Below are 19902 nucleotides of genomic sequence, written 5' to 3' on the forward strand. Positions count from 1 at the left end.
TTGTTTCCTCCTTAAATTTCATGGGTAATTTCCTGATTCATGATCTTGAGTACTTCGCTTTTCCTGAAATACACACGCCTGTGCAGGCGTAAAAAAGGCAGACCTTTTTTCATCCAGTCGGATAGGGTGGCAAGAGATACCCCGAGTTCGTCAGCTAGTTCCTTTTTGGACAATAGACGTTCCTCCAGTTCCTGGCCGGAACTGCTGGGTGTTCTGAAATGTTGTTTTAATTCTTCCCGCAGTACATCTCGGATGCAGGTGCTAAGCGCTTGTTGATTGACGATTTCCATATTCCTTGTTTTGGAACAAAAGAACAGTATGGAATTAACTTCATGTTACCACGAAAACGGCGTGGTAAAATTGGGGTGGTTTGGATCTGGTTGAAGAGCGCAATTAAAATATCGATTGTAAGATTGATGGGAAACGATTTCGTTTATACTTTGTTGGCATACCGAAAAAATCTTATTTCTGCTTTTTTGTAGGAATAATGGTGTAAAGTCTGTGTTTTTCGGGGATCTCGTTCTCTCTTTTTAAGGGATCTTTTGGATCGAGACCTCTCAGATAATACCGTAACTTATCAATTTTGATTTCTTTGACCTGGCCTATGTTCTCCTGATCATATTCCCTGAAATACTTGCTGATCATCTTGGCCCAGGTATTTTGTGCAGGGGTGATCAACAGTTCGCTGCCATCGGGCGCTTTCAGCTTTTGCATCTGCAGGCAAAGGTCAAGTACGGCTAGCGCCTGCCCATCCCTGATATTGATATCGCCATCCCACTGGCGGGCTTCTTTTAGTTCTGCTTTTAATTCAGCAATCTCTGATTGCTGTTTCCTGATCAGTTCGACCTGATCTGCAATGATTTCAGGTAGAGTTTTTTGGGTATGCCACTGGTCAATCGAGCGAAGATACTTTTGAAAACTCGTGAGCTTGTCCAGTATCTCCACATCCGAGGCATGACTTGAATTAAATGGATTCTTATGTTCGATATAATTGATACGCCTCAACACGATCTGCCATACAAAAGCGAAAAAATCTTCTTCGCCCTGTGGCTCTTTACCTAAAAAAAAGGTTAGATGATATTGGTAATAGGCGGCGTACTCTTTTTCGGGCAAAGTGAACAGCTTTTTTATAAAAAGGTTATCCTCAAAACCGTTTTTTAGTCCTGTAAAAACTCCGATATCATAAGGGTGTGGGCTGAGGTTAAATGCTTCGTGCGGTTTGAAATATTTGTTTGGCATGGCTTCGAAAATTAGTCTTCTTGCATAAACTGGAATGTTCTTCTATACTCAAATTTAGCATTTATTAAACATTGTCTCTGAGGCCATGTACATTTTAGAAATTCGGTCATTTACAGATAAGCGGAATCCTTAGTTATGTCAATAATATTAAAGGAAATACGATAATAAACTGGAGGCAGCTAATGGAAAGCGGTTGCCATTAATATTTGAATAAGGAATTAACTGAAACTTACAGGCATTAAGCGCAGAACCACTGGTCCAAACTAATAAGATAGTTATAAAAAACCTAGGTATTCTAGACGACTACGTCGGATTTGTACTGCTTTTGGAAATTTGGAATCATTTTCTGGAGCTTGTTGATTATAGTTCAAATTTCCAAATTTATTGGTCTGCCAATTAAAACCTTGATCTTATGTCTGATCATTCAGGTTTTAAATGGCTTCAGTTAAAAAACATGAACTGTTTTGTAAGCCCATTCTGGCACACTTCTCCATTGGCTTTTTGTAGAGGCAAGAAAAACAAGCGTTGGCCAAGAGGGGCAAGACTCTGAGTCAAAAAAATAATATTTGGAGCGAAGCGGAGGGTGGAGATTTTTTTGTCCAGACCCGAAGGGCATGGTCTTGTCCGCTGAGGCGGGGTTTAACTTTGCCTCGGCAGAAAAGCCAAAGGGAGTTTCGAAGAATCGCACTTTCCTAACTTTTTTCAAAGTTATTTTTTTAAGGCTGTATGGCCGGAATGTGCAGGCAATTGATCCGCGCATTTGAATCGTTCTCAATCTAAACTGCCCATTCCGCTATGGAGCGGAACGTGGCACCCGAAGGGCGTCGGTTTCTTTGAGGAACGAAATGTGACCGATGGTTTTTGATTGGGGACGCATCAGATAAAGATCACTTCCATATATTCTCAATTCGCGATTTGCAAATCGCGAATAATAATTTATATTTGTGTTATGAAATCACATAATGGTATGCGGCCACATGACATAGTGGTACTGTTAAAAATATTGTCATCAAACAATGGGTGGTTGAATAAAGACTTATCTACAGAGCTAAATATTAGCCAGTCAGAAATAAGTGAATCATTGAACCGCTCTGCAATTGCAGGTCTGATCAGTCCCGACAAGAAAAAGGTATTTAAGAGTGCTCTGCTGAAATTTATTGAATTTGGTCTGGGCTATGTTTTTCCTGCTGAACCAGGCGCCATCGGGCGTGGAATTCCGACTGCTCATAGCGCGCCCGTATTAAAAGACCAAATTGTTTCACAGGAAAATTACGTTTGGCCTTACGCTAGTGGGAATGTAAAAGGTGAGGCAATACAACCTTTATATCCCAATCAAGTACAAGCTGTGTTACAGGACAGCAAGTTATATGATATGTTGGCTCTGATCGATAGTGTCAGGGTCGGTAAAGTAAGAGAAAAGGATAAAGCCATGGACTTATTAAAAAAATACTTTGACCAATGATGCACGAAAATCTGGTAAGGATGAAGGCCGTAGGTCTGGCACTTAAAGACTTAAAACAGGAGTATGTATTTGTTGGCGGTGCAACAGTCGCTTTGTATGCAACGAATAGCGACCTAGCATCGGAAGTAAGGCCGACCGATGACGTGGATGTAATTGTAGAATTGGCTACCTATTGGGGATATTCAGAATTAGACGAGCGGTTACGTGGCATTGGATTTCAAAATGATATTTCATCTGGTGTGATTTGCCGATATACAATCCAAGGAATTATTGTTGATGTAATGCCTACAGATCCCAAGGCTATCGGTTTTAGCAACCGTTGGTATCCAGATGGTTTCGCTACTGCCCGGGAAATTCGGTTGGATGATGAAACAGTAGTTAAGATATTTACCCTCCCTTATTTTGTTGCTTCTAAATGGGAAGCATTTAAAGGACGAGGTAAAAATGACTATCGTACTAGTAAAGATTTCGAGGACTTGGTTTACATCTTAGAAAATGTTGATGATTTTGAAGAACAGTTGAAAAATGGACCGGAACAGGTAAGAAAATGGCTAAAAGAAGAAATTGAGCTTGTTATGGATAATGATAATTTTGAGGAAGGTTTGTATGCTCACCTTACAGGTGGTTATAGCGGGTTGGATGCTAATTATATAAAGCAGAAATTAAAAGCGGTATTTAAATCGTGATAGAAATTGATGTTGTTATAAAGCTCCTTCTTAAATAAATGCCATTTTTAGATGCGATGCTGAATATCAGGCGGTGTTTTCATCTCCAAGAGAAAAACCTCTCGAACATTATCAACCGAACCGTCTATCTGTTCGGCTGGCAAGCTTCGGGATGAAAACCGCTTCTTTAGTGAAATGCCTTAGTCTTCGACAATATCATTAACCAGCTTCAACCATAAGTCAGCATTCTCAAGAATATCCAGCTGCTTATTAGCATACTTTTAGCTTTAATTGACGCGATCAGTTTGCAGTCTAACCTGTACAGGATAAAAATTAGTAAGTTTTTGAACTTTCAAAAAATTTACTGTCGGAATCGACCTTATTGCAAAATGCTAATTAACTTCAGCATGTCTCCTGCAACTTTTTTATCCAAAACTTTTGCGTAATGCTGCGTAGCTTTAATACTCGAATGACCGAGCATTTTTGAAACTGTTTCAATTGGGACACCATTAGATAGGGTTACCGTTGTCGCGAAAGTATGCCTAGCGCAATGATGGGTCAACTCTTTGTTTATTGCACATAAAGTTGCAATCTCCTTTAAATATGCATTTACCTTTTGGTTGCTAATTAGCGGCAATAATTTACCTGTGACCATAACTTTAGGATGCTTCTTATATCTATCAATTATTTTTTCTACCTGCGGCAAAATCGGAATGTTGGCCATCACCCCAGTTTTGGTTCTCTCAATCATAATCCAATTTGTACCTTCATTTCCTCGAATTATTTCATTTTTGGAGAGCTTCGCCACATCCACATAGGCCAGGCCTGTGTAACAACTAAAGAGAAACATATCTCGAACCTCATTCAAGCGTTGTAATTCAAACGTTTTTTCTATCAACCTTTTTAATTCTTCTTCGCTTAAAAAAATTGGAGAAGTTTTCTTAATGGATACTTTGAATGCCATGAATGGATCTCCTGCAAGCCATTTGTTCGCCACGCAAAAGTGAATGATCTTCTTAACTTTTTTAATATATCCCATTGCGGTATTGTGTTCAATTCCCTGTTTCGTCTTAAGATACATTTCGAGTGATTTGAGAAAGGCAAAGTCCAAGAACTTAATATTGATATCTTTAGCCTTATAGTGAAAGGGTATAAACAACTTTAGTGATTTCAAACAAGTGGTATATTTTACTAGGGTTGCTCTCGAATAATCTTTGCCAACAAGTTTATGCATGTTTTCATTATGCGCTGTGAAAATTTCCAAGAACATCTTTGGAGTATCTTCTTCTCCTAAAAGTTTTCTTTTTATCACATCTGCGTCTATTGGAAGATTATCAATTAAAAGTGATCGGTGAATTTCATACACCTTAGTTTGAAGTGCTATTAAATAAGCGTTCAGTTCCTTGGCTTCATCTCTGTTGCCAAACATACAACCCTTTTTCATATTCCATTTCTCAGGGCTTATTTTTCGCTGTATAGCCATCTCAGCTCTTTGCCCGTTCACGGTAATTCTCATGTATATACACAAATTACCTTTTACGTATCCTGCCCTTCTCTTAAGGAAGAATAACAAACTAAATTTTGCACTCATTCTAAAATGGTTTAAAAGTTATAAAATTAAGCTTGTTGTTCTTTCAAATCAAGATGTTTAATGATTGAACATCCTGATTTACAGTTTATTGGGACCTTTTTGGTGCGCACCAGATTTTGAAATTTTGCAGTGCGCTCTATTTGCGCCCCTTTTTTTCAATCAAATCTGAATTTTTTGCGATGCTGTAAAAGCAAAAAAGCCTCTAGAAATACATTCTAGAGGCTTTTGATACCTTTTGTACTATGACTTGGCGGAATGGACGGGACTCGAACCCGCGACCTCCTGCGTGACAGGCAGGCATTCTAACCAGCTGAACTACCACTCCGTTTCCCCTTGCGGGAGTGCAAATATAGACGCTTTATTCTATTTTACAACAAATATTTTAAAAATAATTACAAGCCCTTAATTTACAGCACCTTCTTGCATCTTCTCTGCATTTTCTGCGAACTGTAGTGCATCAATCACACCCTGAATGTCTCCATCCATAATATTAGGAAGGTTATATAACGTCAATCCTACCCTATGTTCCGTCACTCGACCTTGTGGATAATTGTAAGTCCTAATTTTTGCAGATCTATCTCCGGTAGAAACCATTGTTTTTCGCCTTGCCGCAATGTCTCCGTTCTTTTTTTGCAATTCTATGTCATATAACTTACTGCGTAGCATATCCATTGCAATTTCTCTATTGCCCAATTGCGAGCGCTCTTGCTGACAAACTACTACAAGACCTGACGGTTTATGGGTTAGCTGAACTTTGGTTTCAACCTTATTTACGTTTTGCCCACCTGCGCCACCCGAACGAGAAGTCTGCAATTCAATATCTGCCGGATTTATGTACACATCTATTTCTTCTGCTTCAGGCAATACCGCAACAGAAGCTGCAGAAGTATGTACCCTCCCTTGGGTTTCCGTATCAGGCACACGCTGTACTCGGTGTACACCACTTTCGTATTTTAGCTGACCGTAAACATCTTCTCCGCTTACTTTTAAAATAACCTCTTTATAACCACCGGCAGTACCTTCGGTCACATCCACAGTTTCTACATGCCAACCTTTGGTCTCAAAGAAACGGGTATACATTCGATAAAGATCTCCCGCAAAAAGTGCAGCTTCATCACCACCTGTTCCTCCGCGAATCTCGAAAACTGCATTTTTTGCATCTTCAGGATCTTTCGGAATAAGCATCAACCTAATGGCACTTTCCATTTCTTCCTGCTGCCGGATTAGTGTATCTAATTCTCCTTTTGCCATTTCACGCAACTCATTGTCTTTCTCACCACCTAAAATCTCCTTATTTGCCTCTATGTTGCTAATTACATTCTTATAGATTTTATATTCATCTACAATTTTACCAAGATCTTTATATTCTTTGTTTAAAGCTGCAAAACGCTTCATATCCTGCACCACATCTGGGTTGCTCAATTGCTCCTCTACATCTTCCCACCGCTGCTTTATTGCTTCTAATTTTTCTAACATAACAGTTTTAAAATCTCAGAAAAAGTTGTTTTTAATATCATTTCAACCCAAATGAGTGTTGCAAAATTAAACAAAAAAGATCGCATTTTTCTGGTGTTAGCCCATCGTGCACTAGTGGAACCATATGCCCTTTTCCATTTAAAATGCTAAAACAGTAATAAATGCCAAAATTAACATAACACCCTCTTTTTTCCCAGAAGATCATCCTGCAAAACATGCAGCTGTATTCAGTTTCGCTAATATTTCAACATTTAAGCCCTAAGATAGGATTGTATAGCGTTTTAGGGATTAAAGATTTTTCATTTATATTGAGTCTAATGTGGGTCGCCTGTAGAAAAAACGTTGGTTGCATTTAGCTTAAAAAAACTACATTTGGTTGATCACTCCTATCTTAACAACCGATGCAGAAATTCTCAAACGTAGATTTTTTTCAAAGTAATCAACTCATAAAAAATAAAACAGTATCGCTAGAAAATGGAATCATTTCTAAAATTGAAGACCAATCTCCAAATAATGCGGATGAGCTAAGTTCTAAAGGTGGACTTCTTGTACCTGGATTTATCGATCTCCAAATTTATGGTGCCGCAGAAAGATTATTTTCTGCCGAACCCACCGTTGAATCTTTAGAAATAATAGAAAACCAACTTCTTCGTGAAGGTACTACTGGTTTTTTAGCTTGCCTAGCGACCAATACGCCAGAAGTTTTCCAAACTTGTATAGAAACTGCTAAAGCTTATCGAACCAAAGCCCGAAACTTTTTAGGCTTACATTTAGAAGGCCCGTTTTTAAATGCTAAACGTGCTGGAGCGCACGTGCAAGAATACATCCGCAAAGCAACTTTAGACGAGGTAAAACAGCTACTAGATATTGGAGATGGTGTAATCAAAATGATGACAATTGCCGCTGAGCTCCAAGATGATAACGTTATTAATTATTTAGTAGATAATGGTGTAATTGTTTCGCTAGGTCACAGCGATGCAACTTTTGACGAAGCAAATGCGGCCTATGCAAAAGGAGTACAAACAACTACCCACCTTTTTAATGCCATGAGTCCGATACACCACAGAAGCCCAGGTATCCCTACCGCGGTTTTTAGTCACAATAAGGCGATGGCGAGTATTATTGCAGACGGCCTACATGTAGATTTTGAGGTATTGAAATTTGCCAAACGTATTTTGAAAGAGCGGTTATTTTTAATTACAGATGCCGTAACAGAATGTACGACGGGACCATACCAGCACACTGCTAAAGAAAACAAATATGTTATACCAGATGGAACTTTATCTGGCTCTTCTATAACAATGTTAAAATCGGTAAGAAACTGTGTGGACCACTGCGACATCGATCTAAATGAAGCGCTCAAAATGGCAACACAATATCCTGCAAAATTATTGGGCTTAGGTCAATTTAGTGGCTCAATAGCAGTTGGCAACCAGGCTAACCTACTATATATTGATGAAGACTTTAATATAAAAACTGTTCTTTTTAAAGGAGAAGTAGTATCGATCTAAATATTTGTAGCAATTGTGTGCAACCATAGCTAGGTATTAAAAAATTGTTGATATTTTTGAAATCATGAAATACAAACGCATATTACTTAAACTCAGTGGAGAATCGCTTATGGGCGATAAACAATACGGTATTGATAATGAAAGAGTTAGGCAATATGCTGAAGACATTAAGGCGGTACACGATAGGGGTTTGGAAATTGCAATTGTTATTGGAGGTGGAAACATATTTAGGGGTCTAAGCGCTGAAAAAAGCGGCATGGATCGAGCCCAAGCAGATTATATGGGTATGTTAGCTACGGTTATAAACTCTATGGCCTTGCAAGATGCCTTAGAAAAACAGGGCATTAAAACTCGTTTACTTACTGCAATTAAAATGGAGCAAATTTGCGAACCGTTCATTCGCAGACGTGCAGTGCGACACTTGGAAAAAGGGCGTGTTGTTATTTTTGGAGCAGGTACAGGCAACCCATATTTTACAACAGATTCCGCAGCTGCGCTTCGCGCAATTGAAATTAAAGCAGATGCTGTGCTTAAAGGAACGCGGGTAGATGGAATATATACCGCCGACCCTGAAAAAGATCCGTCGGCAAAAAAATACGAGCACATTTCTTTTAAAGAAGTTTATTCTAAAGGATTAAATGTGATGGACATGACAGCCATAACGCTTTGCGAAGAAAACCAATTGCCCATTATCGTATTTGACATGAACAAAAATGGGAATTTTATGAAAATTGCTAACGGCGAACACATAGGAACGGTTGTTAGCTAACAAAAAGATTATAATTTTGTAAAAAAACGGAGAAATGAACGAACTGATAAAACTTCAACTAGACGATACACAAGCACTAATGGACAGGGCGATAGTGCATTGTGAAGGAGAACTAACCAAGATACGCGCAGGAAAAGCTTCAGTTGGTATGTTAGACGGTATTTTTGTGGATTACTACGGATCTTCAACTCCTTTGTCGCAAGTTGCAAGCGTTAATACACCAGATGCGAGAACCATTATTGTTCAGCCTTGGGAAAAAAATATGTTAACACCCATTGAAAAGGCCATACAAGAGGCGAACATTGGCATTAACCCGCAAAACGATGGTATTATTATTCGCTTAATGGTACCACCGCTTACGGAAGAACGTAGAAGAGATTTGGTTAAAAAAGTAAAGGAAGAAGCAGAGAGGGGAAGAATTACGGTAAGAAATCTTCGTAAAGATGCCAATGAGCAAATTAAAAAGCTTAAGGAGGAAAGTGTATCAGACGACGATATAAAACTTGGTGAAGGAGAGGTACAAAAATTAACTGATGCTTATATTATAAAAGTCGATAAGCACTCTGAAGCTAAGGAAAAAGACATTATGACCGTATAAAGAAGCAGTAAATAAGAAAGGCAGTCTTTTAGAAGATTTTGCCTTTCTTATTTGTATTTATCTAGAGGTGCGAAATAACAATTTAGAAAATTTGCAAGATTTTTAGAAGTTTGTCTGGGCAAGGCAAAAAAAAAGAGCAACCCATCCAGGTTACTCGTTTTTAAACTAACTTATTATTCATAAAATGCTGTTGGGGAAGGAGTCGAACCTTCAAGGGGTAGTTAGCTACAGTTCAAAAAATTAATTGTGGTCAACCCAATAAACTGCGTTTGTCCCATTATTCCCCACCACCGAGACAAGGAGGCGTGTCTGCCAATTTCACCACCCAACATTATGTTAGCAGAATTGCACGTTAAACACCGAAGATTAAAAGTGCATCAAACACTTAAAACTTTTAACATCTAACTTTCAACTCAAAGCTGTAGGGGAAGGAATCGAACCTTCAAGGAGTGGTTAGCACAGTAAACTGTATTTTCCGTATTCTCCGCCACCGAGACAAGGAGGTGTGTCTGCCTGTTTCACCACCCTACATTGTTGTGCAATTGTCAAAGAATTCATCCGTTTTCCTAATTGCTTACTACAAATGTAAGAGATCTTCCATTAGTTTGCAAATATTATAAGTAAATAAAAAAATTATTATAATATTTATATGAATTTGTATATTTGTATAAAAATATGAAAACAAATGTTAAAAAAGGACAATTACAATTTAGAGATTGATAACCTCGACATTGACATATTGAAACAATTGATGCACGATGCAACTAAGCCATATACCGAAATTGCAAAGGAATTAATTGTTTCTGGCGGCACAATTCATGTTAGGATGAAGAAACTGCAAGAAATGGGCATTATAAAAGGTTCGCATCTGATTATAGACCCTCAAAAAGCAGGCTACGACATTTGCGCTTTTTTGGGTATTTACTTAGAAAAAGGAATATTATATAAAGATGCAGTTACGCAATTAAGTAAAATAAAGGAGGTGGTAGAGCTACATTATACAACTGGTGCTTACAGTATGTTTGCCAAAATTATTTGTAGAGATACAGCGCATTTAAGGCAGGTATTAAACGAAGAAATACAAGCAGTTAAGGGCATACAACGTACAGAAACACTAATTTCTTTAGAAGAAAGCATTAAACGACAGATTGAATTGGGCTAGTTAAGGCTTTTGTAACGCACATTTGCTGGTCGTCCAAAAGACTGATATGACAGGCTTTTTTATCTAGAGTAAGACGAAGACAAGATACACAGGTCAGGTTTATCCTGCAACTGCTCTTCTAGCTAAACTATTTTAAAAATTGGTAAGCGATAAGCGCTGCTATATAAGCCATTGCTGTCATGTAGACCAATTGTATAACTGGCCACTTCCACCCTTTTGTCTCTCTGTAGACTACCGCAACAGTACTCATACATTGTAGCGCAAAAGCATAAAAAAGCATTAACGAAATACCAGTTGCAAAAGAGTAAACGGGCAAGCCGGTCTTGTAGTTTACTGAAGCTGCCATTTTACTTCTAATGGTCGAGTTGTCGTCCGCGCCACCATCAACGCTATAAATGGTCGCCATAGTGCCTACGAACGCTTCTCTGGCCGCAAATGAAGTAATTAACCCTATTCCTATTTTCCAGTCGTAACCCAACGGACTAATTGCGGGCTCTATCCAGTGTCCTAAAATTCCAACGTAAGAGTTTTCTAGCTTTTCTGTGGCAATTAAAGTTTTTATGTGTTCAGTTTGATCTGGTTGTTTTGCCGATAAAACCTCATACTTTTGCTCAATTTTTTCAAACCTATTCCCAGGCCCAAATGACGCCAATACCCACAAAATAATGGAAATGGCAATTATCACTTTTCCGGCTTCGAATACAAACGTTTTAGACTTTTCGATCATGTTGTAGAGAACATTTTTCCACCTGGGCATCCGATATACGGGAAGTTCCATAATAAAATAAGACCGTTCTTTTGCTTTGATAATTACCTTCATAACCCAAGCAACAGCAATTGCAGCAATAAAACTGATGAGGTACATGATCATCAGTGCCAAACCTTGCAAGCTAATGATGCCCCAAATTATTTTTTGAGGAATGATGAGAGATATAAGCAATATATATACCGGCAGCCTTGCAGAACAACTAATAAGCGGCGTAACCATAATGGTTATCATTCTATCTTTCCAATTTTCTATATTTCTTGCAGCCATAATAGATGGCACCGCACAGGCAATTCCGCCAATCATCGGAACGATAGATTTACCGTTTAATCCGACTTTTTTCATCACCTTATCCATCATAAAGGTAACTCGAGCCATATAACCGGTATCTTCTAAAATAGAGATAAAAGCAAATAAAATCGCAATTTGAGGGATAAAAACAAAAATACCACCAAGTCCGGCCACCACGCCATCCAAAATAAGATTGGTTAGCATTCCTGCAGGTAAAAATTGATGGCCATACTCAGTTATCCAACCAAAGAAAGTTTCTATCCATGCCATTGGATAAGCCGACCAGGCAAAAATCCCATTAAAAATAAGAAATAAGATGAGCAAGAAGATCACAAAACCCCAGACTTTATGGGTGAGTATTCCATCTATTTTATCGCTTATAGTAAACTTTGACGCACGTCCTTTATCGATAATTACGTCGGCGAGAATGCTTCCAAAGCGCTTATATCGAGCGATAGTCTCCGCTGCCTGTAATTTTGGAGAATCAAATTTATATTCAATCTCTAAATCGCTAAGCTTTCGTTGCTGCTCGATTGTTAAATTATTTAAGAACTTGTGTTGGTGAAGTACTTGAAGTGCATAATAATCATTTTCTGTACCGACAATTTTTTTTGCACTTTCTATCGCTTCGGGAACTAAAAAATCTACATCCACCGCAGCGAGCTGTGTGGGGATTTTATTTGTATACGCAATCGCGGTTTTAAGTTTTTCTATGCCGACATTGCTTCGCGCAGAAATTGGAATGACCTGAACACCTAATTTTTCTGAAAGTTTATTTACGTGGATGTAAATGTTTTGCTTATCTGACAAATCGGTCATGTTCAAGGCCAATATCATCGGAATACCCAAATCAGCAACCTGCGAATACAGCAACATATTACGCTTTAGGTTAGACGCATCTACAATTAGTACGACTATATCTGGATGGCTAGAGTTTGTTTTATCTGCAAGCACCTGAAAAACAATCCTTTCATCGTTACTTTTAGGATATAAGCTATAGGTACCTGGAAGGTCTACTATTTCGGCGATACTTCCATCCGGCAACTTTGTCGTGCCTGTTTTTTTATCAACAGTAATACCAGGAAAATTGCCTATTTTTTGATTTAACCCCGTTAGCTGATTAAACAACGTAGATTTACCCGTATTTGGATTACCAACTAATGCAATTCTACTGCCCAACCTCGGTTTTGTTTATTGAATGATTACTACATCTGCCTCTGTTTTTCGTAAACAAAGTTGATAGCCTGCTATGCGGATTGCCATTGGATCGCCAAAGGGCGCAAAGCGTTCTACTTCTACTACTTCTCCGGGCAAGCAGCCCATTTCCATAAGTTTAATAGACATGTCTAAATCAGTAAAAGCCACTATGGTTGCGGTTTCTCCAACTTTTAAATGCGACAGTTTCATGTGGATTAATTTTCGGCAAGTTAATCTTTCTTTAGATTTAATCCAAATAAGAGGCCGTATATATTACATTTATACTACGCTTAAACCTAATAATCTCTTCCTCCCCGCCTTCTACGATCTCCGTCGCCGTCCATGCTCACTTGTTTGCCTCCAAATTTATTAAGTGCATAAACAAAAGAAAACATAAAGTAACGTTTCAAAACGTTAAAGTTCGTTTCCCTACGGGTATTGTTATTTGCACTTCTAGAAATGCCTTGATTTTGATTAAGTAAATCATTTACAGCAACTTTAAAAGTTCCAGCTTTTTTAAATGCCAATATGCTAACATAACTGTTAACAATAGTAAACTGGTTATTAAAACTTGCATCGCCACCGGTGTTAAGGGTATAATCTGCATCGATGGCAAAACGGATGTCTGCCGGAAAAAGATAGCTTATATTTCCATTTGGACTCAATCTATAAAAAGTCGTATTAAAATCAGGCTGAACAGAATAGGTAGCATGATCTAGGTCTCCATAAACGGCAATATTTAAGTCTAATTTATCTAGATTAGAACTGAGGCGATAACCGTTTCTTAATGAATAATTATTGGTAATATTTCTTACTGCATTGGTAAAGTTTACGTCTCGGTTATAGTTAAGAGAAACGTTAATATTAAAATTCAGTTTATTTTCCGGCATTAAAGGCAAACTTAAATCAGAAGACACATTGCCGGAATAAACACCATTTACATTAATTGGTGTTATGGCAATTTTACCTTCATATAGTCCAGATTTTTGCAAAACCGAGCTATTTGAAATATTGTTAGAGGTTTGGCTTAGGTTTAAATTAACAAACCACGACCGATTTTTTCCTGGGGTAAAAACTCGATACGAAGCCCGCAAAGAGTTGCTATATTCTGGTTTCAGATTTGGATTACCAATAGGAACAGATTGCGTATTTGTATTATCTCTTACAGGCTGCAACTGTTGTATGCTCGGTTGGTTCGTTCTACCCTGATAACGCACATACAATCGCTTACTGTCGCTAAATCTATACCTGTAACTTGCCGATGGGCGGTAATTGGTAACATTCTGCTTCAATATATAATCATTCGTTAAGTTGGTATTCGTTCTATCGGTATTTTCTACAGACAAGCCAAAATTCCAATTCGTCTTTTCTGCATTATAATTAATACTTAACCCGCCTTGATTTTCCAAAATGGTATTTTCATACGCATTGCTATAAGTTGTATCTATCAAATCATACTTCAAAGTGGAAGGATTGAAATCATAGGTATATCTATTTGACGTGTTGTGATTATAGCCATTTTGATAGTTAGCTTCGAAACTTAGTGTTTTAGAAATCGGCTCAGTATAAACCACACGCTCACTTTGGTTTAGCGATTCGCCCTTTTGATCATTAAATTGATTGTCAGAACGAGACTTAATTACGCTGTCTCGCGTATTCAACTCTTCAATATCGCTATACACATTTCCATCGTTATTATTTAGGTTCGTATTAAAACTCAATGAAATAGTTCTGCCCTTTTTGTTAAAATTTCTACGTAATAAAAGGCTATTGTTAATTGAAGGCGAAGTATTGTGGCTTTTATATTTTTGAGTTCCGTTTATGATGTAATTGCCATAATCTCTGTTATAAGTATTTAAATTATCGTTGTTATCTACCGTAAAACTAATGTTTGGCTGGATGCGGATAGAAGTTAAACTGTCCAATTTTGTATCTACCATAAAATCAAACCGGTGGTTCAATCTATCAGCATTGTTATTTTGATTGGTTTTGAACAAAGTGGTTACATCCCCCAAAAAATTGGTATTGATGCTATTTCTAAGTTCAGTCTTACTGGACTTATTAATGAAGTAATTGGCATTAATCTCAGTTTTGTCATCATAAGAATCCACAAAACGAATTCCACCTGCATTTGTCTCAGTAATCCCAGCTCCTCTTAAGCCCCCGCCAAAATTTTGTTTGTTAACATTGTTAAACTGGCCAATTACGCTTAATTTTTTCTCGTTTTCAAACTGATTCACGTTAAACGAAGCGTCATACCTATCATTTGTCCCATATCCTACATCTGCGCGTCCAAAATGCCCATATTTTCTGTCTTTCTTTATGGTAATGTTCAAGACTTTAGTTCTACTTCCATCGTCTATACCTGTAAATTTAGATTGTTCTGACCCTTGATCTATTACCTGTATTTTGGCAATCATATTGGCAGGAAGATTTTTTGTAGCCAACAGCGGATCGCTGCCGAAGAACTCTTTCCCATCTACATACACTTTCGTTATGGTTTCCCCCTGCGCTTTTATCCCGCCATCTTTATCGACCTCCACGCCCGGCAACTTTTTTAACAAATCTTCCACAACAGCATTTTCGATCACTTTAAAAGAACTCGCGTTAAATTCGACGGTATCTTTTTTAATCACAACTGGCGCAACTTTTCCCGTAATGTCTACCGTATTTAGGTCTGTGCTACTGCCTTCTAACATAAAGTTAGAAAGCGTTAAGCTGGGTTTCTCTTCCGTTAAGGAAAAATTTCTCAAAATCTTCTGGTAGCCTAAAAAACCAGCATAAATAATGTACTTGCCAGGTTTTATGCCTTCAAATTTAAAGCGACCGTCATCATCGGTACTTGCGCTCGCAACAACGGTAGAATCTTTTGAATTTTTTATGAGGATAGAAGCAAAACTAATTGGCTTACTATCTTTTGAATCTAAAACTACGCCAGTAACAGACGCCTTCTTTTGCGCCTTTGCGAAGGAAAAAACAAAAAGAAAAAAAATTATAGTAAAATATTTAGTCATCCGAGCCTGATTTAGTTGCCATTAATGACTGTGAAATTACTAAAAGGTTTACATCGCTTTCGTAACAAAAATAATAGATAAAACGATTTAGACTCGTATATTGTCCTTAAACCTCTTATAATATAAACAATAAGTGGCTATCAACAGCGTTAACCGCATGTTGACACCAAAAACAGATTTTAAAAAAAAAAGACAATTAGCGCTTACTAGTTGTTAGTTTAAACATTACATTCTCTGTCTGGAACCTCTTCCTCCATCTTGTTGCATGTCTCCTCCAATGGTTTTTCCAGCTATTCTAGTAATAGAATAAGTAAGAGAAAACATGTAATAACGCTTGAGCACGTTATAATTTAAATCTACTATTGTATTGTTTGTAGCTGTACGGCTAATGCCTTGATTTTGATTAAAAGCATCGTTTACAGCTGCCTTGAAAGTAAATTTATTTTTGTAAAACTGTCTGCTTACATAGCTATTCACTAGGGTATATTGAGTATTATAACCCTCGCCACGGCCGCTATTGTTAATATAATCTAAATCTACCGCAAAACGGATGCTACCTGGAAAAACATAGCTCGTTTCGAAATTTGGGTTAACCGTGTAATAAGTAGTGTTTGATTTTGGTTGGGCAGAATAACTTGCTGTATTTATAGTACCAGAAATACCGCCAGTAAAATCAAATTTATCAAAATTGGTTACAAAGGTATATCGGTTTGTAATCGACCATGAATTGGTAATGTTTTTAATGGAATTTGTAAAATTGGTATTTCGATTGTATTGGCCATTTAACGACATGTTTAAATTTAACTTTTTGTCGGGCAAAAGTGGCACACCATAAGTTACATTTCCATTACCAGAATAAACTCCGCCAACATTTACATAGGTAGTCGCAATTTTTCCATAGTTCGGATCGTTAAGATCGGTTATTAACGTATTGTTGTTGCCAATGGCATTAAAGCTTTGGTTTAAATCTAAAAATGCGAAGAAAATACGGTAGTGCGCAAAATCAAAATTGTTGTATCTAAAATTCAGGTTATTGTTAAAAGACGGCTTTAACGTTGGGTTTCCGACAAAAATAGTTTGCGTATTTGTATTGTCTGGGATCGGTTGAATTTGACTTATAGATGGCTGCTGAGTCGTTCCTCTATATCTTATACTTAAGCGTTTTGAATTGCTAAAATTATACCTGAAATTTGCCGAAGGTGTTAAATTGATGAAGTTTTGAGTTCTAACCAAGCCTGTAGTTAAGTTGCTGTTTATTCTATTGGTTTGTTGACCCGCAACACCAATATTCAAATTATATTTTCGCTCCGTTTTACTCAAGCTAAATCCAACCGCATTGGTAAGCGTTCTGTTTTGATACACGTTACTGTACACAGAATCTATCACATCATACATGCCGCTAGCGGGATTAAAATTTAACACCGCCCGATCTTGATTGTCTCTATTAAATCCATTTTGATAATTAAATTCCATACTAAGCGTCTTAGAAATTGGCTCTGTATAGACAAGACGAGATGTATTGCTGATGGAATTGCTGGCTAAATTGTTTAATTGGTTTGTAAGATTTGTGGTACTATCAGTACCGGTTTGAATGCGCTCGGAAATATAATTTTTATTTTCGCTGTTGTTGTCCCCAATTGTTGTACTAACGTTTAAAGAAAGTGTTCTCCCACGACGTTGAAATTTTTTGCGAAACAGTAAATTGTTGCTGATGTTAGGTGTCGTCGATTTTGTGTTGTAGTTCTGTAAACCGATCGTCTGCCCGCTCAACAAATTTTTATTGTAGGTGCTTTGATTTACACCATCGTTTTCTGTGTAGCTAATATTTGGCTGAATTTTTAACGAAGCCGTTTCTCCCAACTTGGTATCAACCATAAAATTAAACCTATTGTTGGTGGTATTGGTATTATTGGTAGAATTATTTGCAACCGTTGTGATGGTGTTGCCTAATAGGTTTTGAGTAAAACTATTTTGATCGTTAAAAACTGAAGACTTATTGAAGAAGTAACTTCCTTGGATCTCCGTTCCGTCTTTGTAGGTATCTCCAAAATTTAAGCCCGCAGCATTTGTTGTAGTAATTCCGCCGCTTGAGCTTCCGCCGCCACCGCCAAACCTATTCCCACGACCGCCACCACCGCCAAAATTCTGTTTGTTAACATTGTTAAACTGACCTATCAAACTAATTTGCTGATCGCTATCAAATTTATTTATATTGATGTTTTCATCGTATCTATCATTGGTACCATATCCTAAACTACTATTTCCAAAATATCCTTTCTTCATTCCACTTTTCGTGGTAATGTTTAAAATTTTGGTTCTTGCCCCATCATCCACACCAGAAAATTTTGCTTGTTCAGACTGTTCGTCTATAATTTGAATTTTATCCACCATATCTGCCGGCAAATTTTTGGTAGCCAAAAGTGGATCACTTCCAAAAAACTCCTTTCCATCTACTTTTACTTTTGTAATGGTCTCGCCCTGCGCTTTAATACTACCATCTTTCGCAACTTCAACTCCGGGCAGCTTCTTTAATACATCTTCTACAACTGCATTTTCTCTAGTTTTAATAGATTTTGCATCAAATTCTAAAGTATCTTGCTTAACCACAACAGGAATAGTAGCCGTTACATCGACAGTATTTAAATTTAAACCATCATCTGACAATGCCAAACTACCGAGATTGATCGCTTTATCGATAATCTCGAAATCTTTGTTTAATGGCTTCAAGCCAAGATATGCAACGTAAATCCTATATCTTCCAGCGGGCAACGGCTTTAACGTAAAAACACCATCACCATTTGTTTGTCCGGTGGCAACTACAGTAGAATCTTTTAAATTTCGTATCGCCAGTGAAGCAAATTCTACCGGGAATTTATCCTTTGAATTGATCACTTTACCAGTAACCGTAGCAGCATTTTGAGCGTTGGCACTATAGTTACACATGGCAACTACAATAAGCATAATTATTATGCGAAGGAATGATCTCATTAATTCAGATTGTTATTTTAAATCATCTTTTCAGACTCCAAGAAGTGGTAAAGGTTTCATTGAGAAAAGGAAGCCGATGGTAACAATTTAAATACACACCCAAAAAAAGGTTTAGAACTTATTGGGCTTTCGCAGGGATAACGTTTTCTGATACACCGTTGGGCAACCGCAGCCCTTCTTAAAAAGGCCACAGCCACTAATTAATAGCGCAACAAGTAAACCGCCGAGAAATATTTTTAGTTTAATCATTCTTAAGAAGTTGTTCATCTCTCAAAGCAACAGTTAACGGATTTAAACGGTGTAGCAATACATAACTAAATATTGCCATACAACAACCGATCATATCACTGCCAAAATCCCACCATTCTGCAGACCTATATGTAAAAATTTTCCATTGTAAAAGTTCTATCCCGCCACCTAGCGCAATGTTGATGATCAGGATTTTAACGACAGTTAATTTTCGAAATGCAAAACTGTGTTGATACTTTATCTTCCCATAAAACAACAATACAGAAAGGACAAAGAAAAACCCCAAATGAGTCATCTTGTCGAAACCTTTAAAAAAAAACCCGCTACCGGAGGTATCCGGCAGGCGAATGTTGCAGAGAATTAAGATAAAAATTGCCCAGAAAATTGCCCATTTCTGGATTCTTAACATTTGCATATTTGCCAATTATGCACCTACCAATGTTTTGTAAGAATCTGCAGAAAGAAGCTCCTCAATGTCCGCTTGATTTGTAACAGTAACTTTTACCATCCATCCTTCTCCATATGGATCAGAGTTAACCAACTCAGGATTGTCATTTAGTGCGGGATTAATTTCTGCAATAGTTCCTGTAACTGGCATAAATAAGTCAGAAACTGTTTTAACCGCTTCTACAGTTCCAAAAACTTCATCTTTCTCTATTGTAGAACCAACTGAGTTTATATCAACATAAACAATGTCGCCAAGTTCGCTTTGCGCAAATTGTGTTATGCCAATGGTTGCCTCGTTGCCATCTATCTTAATCCACTCGTGGTCTTTGGTATACTTAAATTCTATAGGAAAATCCATGCGTCTAATAATTAGTTGCACAAAGTTAATTATAAAACTGAAATATTGAGATGTATTTGATTTGAAGACGCTGATGCCGTTTGAAATGCCATCAGTTATTTTAGAAAAAAATAAAGGAG

17 protein-coding genes and 2 tRNA genes are annotated in these 19902 nt (G+C 37.5%); 6 read left to right on the forward strand and 13 right to left on the reverse strand.

Annotated features, from left to right (window positions below):
- Window positions 1-11 precede the first annotated feature (11 nt).
- The 3 genes from ACVWYG_RS07200 to ACVWYG_RS07210 form a co-directional block, all read right to left on the reverse strand.
- Complete coding sequence (locus tag ACVWYG_RS07200; protein ID WP_457269495.1) at window positions 12-290, reverse strand: helix-turn-helix transcriptional regulator; 279 nt, start codon at window positions 288-290, stop codon at window positions 12-14.
- Window positions 291-462: 172 nt separating this feature from the next.
- Window positions 463-1239, reverse strand: a complete 777-nt coding sequence (locus ACVWYG_RS07205) for a hypothetical protein (RefSeq protein ID WP_457269496.1) — start codon at window positions 1237-1239, stop codon at window positions 463-465.
- Between the two features lie 445 nt (window positions 1240-1684).
- Window positions 1685-1945 carry a hypothetical protein gene (locus ACVWYG_RS07210; protein WP_457269497.1) on the reverse strand — a complete coding sequence of 87 codons (261 nt, stop codon included), beginning with the start codon at window positions 1943-1945 and terminating at the stop codon, window positions 1685-1687.
- A gap of 243 nt (window positions 1946-2188) precedes the next feature.
- Here ACVWYG_RS07210 and ACVWYG_RS07215 point away from each other — a divergent pair, with 243 nt between their 5' ends.
- Together ACVWYG_RS07215 and ACVWYG_RS07220 are read left to right on the forward strand one after the other, a co-directional pair.
- Window positions 2189-2701 carry a hypothetical protein gene (locus tag ACVWYG_RS07215; protein ID WP_457269498.1) on the forward strand — a complete coding sequence of 171 codons (513 nt, stop codon included), beginning with the start codon at window positions 2189-2191 and terminating at the stop codon, window positions 2699-2701.
- Complete coding sequence (locus ACVWYG_RS07220; protein ID WP_457269499.1) at window positions 2698-3387, forward strand: hypothetical protein; 690 nt, start codon at window positions 2698-2700, stop codon at window positions 3385-3387. Before ACVWYG_RS07215 ends, ACVWYG_RS07220 begins: the two co-directional genes overlap by 4 nt.
- Before the next feature lie 358 nt (window positions 3388-3745).
- Here ACVWYG_RS07220 and ACVWYG_RS07225 read toward each other — a convergent pair whose 3' ends face one another.
- The 3 genes from ACVWYG_RS07225 to prfA form a co-directional block, all read right to left on the reverse strand.
- Entirely contained in the window at window positions 3746-4957 is a 1212-nt protein-coding gene (locus ACVWYG_RS07225; protein ID WP_457269500.1) for a site-specific integrase, read from the reverse strand.
- Window positions 4958-5205: 248 nt separating this feature from the next.
- Window positions 5206-5282, reverse strand: a tRNA-Asp gene (locus ACVWYG_RS07230).
- 77 nt (window positions 5283-5359) lie between these two features.
- Window positions 5360-6433, reverse strand: a complete 1074-nt coding sequence (gene prfA / locus ACVWYG_RS07235; protein ID WP_457269501.1) for a peptide chain release factor 1 — start codon at window positions 6431-6433, stop codon at window positions 5360-5362.
- A gap of 401 nt (window positions 6434-6834) precedes the next feature.
- Here prfA and nagA point away from each other — a divergent pair, with 401 nt between their 5' ends.
- From nagA to frr, 3 genes are all read left to right on the forward strand, one after another.
- Window positions 6835-7944: an N-acetylglucosamine-6-phosphate deacetylase gene (gene nagA, locus ACVWYG_RS07240; protein WP_457269502.1), complete on the forward strand. Its 1110-nt coding sequence runs from the start codon at window positions 6835-6837 to the stop codon at window positions 7942-7944.
- A 64-nt stretch (window positions 7945-8008) separates the two neighbouring features.
- Window positions 8009-8713: a UMP kinase gene (pyrH, locus tag ACVWYG_RS07245; RefSeq protein ID WP_457269503.1), complete on the forward strand. Its 705-nt coding sequence runs from the start codon at window positions 8009-8011 to the stop codon at window positions 8711-8713.
- Between the two features lie 34 nt (window positions 8714-8747).
- Window positions 8748-9311: a ribosome recycling factor gene (gene frr / locus ACVWYG_RS07250; protein WP_457269504.1), complete on the forward strand. Its 564-nt coding sequence runs from the start codon at window positions 8748-8750 to the stop codon at window positions 9309-9311.
- A gap of 187 nt (window positions 9312-9498) precedes the next feature.
- On the opposite strand, the gene ACVWYG_RS07255 is transcribed toward frr, so the two are convergent.
- Window positions 9499-9642: transfer RNA gene (locus ACVWYG_RS07255), tRNA-Asp, on the reverse strand.
- 354 nt (window positions 9643-9996) lie between these two features.
- On the opposite strand from ACVWYG_RS07255, the gene ACVWYG_RS07260 reads away from it, so the two are divergent.
- A complete protein-coding gene (locus tag ACVWYG_RS07260) occupies window positions 9997-10473 on the forward strand; it encodes an Lrp/AsnC ligand binding domain-containing protein (protein ID WP_457269505.1) in 477 nt (158 codons plus the stop codon).
- 127 nt (window positions 10474-10600) lie between these two features.
- Here the strand turns inward: ACVWYG_RS07260 and feoB are convergent, their stop codons facing one another.
- The 6 genes from feoB to gcvH all read right to left on the reverse strand — a co-directional run bounded on the left by feoB (window position 10601) and on the right by gcvH (window position 19783).
- The gene (gene feoB / locus ACVWYG_RS07265; protein ID WP_457269506.1) at window positions 10601-12709 is read right to left on the reverse strand and encodes a ferrous iron transport protein B; all 2109 of its coding nucleotides are present in this window, start codon (window positions 12707-12709) and stop codon (window positions 10601-10603) included.
- A gap of 12 nt (window positions 12710-12721) precedes the next feature.
- Entirely contained in the window at window positions 12722-12937 is a 216-nt protein-coding gene (locus ACVWYG_RS07270) for a FeoA family protein (protein ID WP_457269507.1), read from the reverse strand.
- An 86-nt stretch (window positions 12938-13023) separates the two neighbouring features.
- Window positions 13024-15741, reverse strand: a complete 2718-nt coding sequence (locus tag ACVWYG_RS07275) for a TonB-dependent receptor domain-containing protein (RefSeq protein ID WP_457269508.1) — start codon at window positions 15739-15741, stop codon at window positions 13024-13026.
- A 225-nt stretch (window positions 15742-15966) separates the two neighbouring features.
- Window positions 15967-18729 (reverse strand): outer membrane beta-barrel protein, encoded by a 2763-nt coding sequence (locus ACVWYG_RS07280; RefSeq protein WP_457269509.1) that lies wholly within the window; start codon window positions 18727-18729, stop codon window positions 15967-15969.
- 241 nt (window positions 18730-18970) lie between these two features.
- The gene (locus tag ACVWYG_RS07285) at window positions 18971-19387 is read right to left on the reverse strand and encodes a VanZ family protein (protein ID WP_457269510.1); all 417 of its coding nucleotides are present in this window, start codon (window positions 19385-19387) and stop codon (window positions 18971-18973) included.
- A 15-nt stretch (window positions 19388-19402) separates the two neighbouring features.
- Complete coding sequence (gcvH, locus tag ACVWYG_RS07290) at window positions 19403-19783, reverse strand: glycine cleavage system protein GcvH (RefSeq protein ID WP_457269511.1); 381 nt, start codon at window positions 19781-19783, stop codon at window positions 19403-19405.
- Window positions 19784-19902: the final 119 nt, after the last annotated feature.

The organism is Pedobacter sp. UYEF25 (assembly GCF_054061655.1).

Bases quoted from the DNA above. Each gene is read 5' to 3' on its own strand.
- ACVWYG_RS07280 (WP_457269509.1), bottom strand. From the start codon at position 18,729: ATGAGATCATTCCTTCGCATAATAATTATGCTTATTGTAGTTGCCATG.
- gcvH (WP_457269511.1), bottom strand. From the start codon at position 19,783: ATGGATTTTCCTATAGAATTTAAGTATACCAAAGACCACGAGTGGATT.
- frr (WP_457269504.1), top strand. From the start codon at position 8,748: ATGAACGAACTGATAAAACTTCAACTAGACGATACACAAGCACTAATG.
- ACVWYG_RS07285 (WP_457269510.1), bottom strand. From the start codon at position 19,387: ATGTTAAGAATCCAGAAATGGGCAATTTTCTGGGCAATTTTTATCTTA.
- ACVWYG_RS07200 (WP_457269495.1), bottom strand. From the start codon at position 290: ATGGAAATCGTCAATCAACAAGCGCTTAGCACCTGCATCCGAGATGTA.
- ACVWYG_RS07215 (WP_457269498.1), top strand. From the start codon at position 2,189: ATGAAATCACATAATGGTATGCGGCCACATGACATAGTGGTACTGTTA.
- ACVWYG_RS07270 (WP_457269507.1), bottom strand. From the start codon at position 12,937: ATGAAACTGTCGCATTTAAAAGTTGGAGAAACCGCAACCATAGTGGCT.
- ACVWYG_RS07205 (WP_457269496.1), bottom strand. From the start codon at position 1,239: ATGCCAAACAAATATTTCAAACCGCACGAAGCATTTAACCTCAGCCCA.
- nagA (WP_457269502.1), top strand. From the start codon at position 6,835: ATGCAGAAATTCTCAAACGTAGATTTTTTTCAAAGTAATCAACTCATA.
- ACVWYG_RS07220 (WP_457269499.1), top strand. From the start codon at position 2,698: ATGATGCACGAAAATCTGGTAAGGATGAAGGCCGTAGGTCTGGCACTT.
- pyrH (WP_457269503.1), top strand. From the start codon at position 8,009: ATGAAATACAAACGCATATTACTTAAACTCAGTGGAGAATCGCTTATG.
- ACVWYG_RS07225 (WP_457269500.1), bottom strand. From the start codon at position 4,957: ATGAGTGCAAAATTTAGTTTGTTATTCTTCCTTAAGAGAAGGGCAGGA.
- ACVWYG_RS07260 (WP_457269505.1), top strand. From the start codon at position 9,997: ATGTTAAAAAAGGACAATTACAATTTAGAGATTGATAACCTCGACATT.
- prfA (WP_457269501.1), bottom strand. From the start codon at position 6,433: ATGTTAGAAAAATTAGAAGCAATAAAGCAGCGGTGGGAAGATGTAGAG.
- ACVWYG_RS07275 (WP_457269508.1), bottom strand. From the start codon at position 15,741: ATGACTAAATATTTTACTATAATTTTTTTTCTTTTTGTTTTTTCCTTC.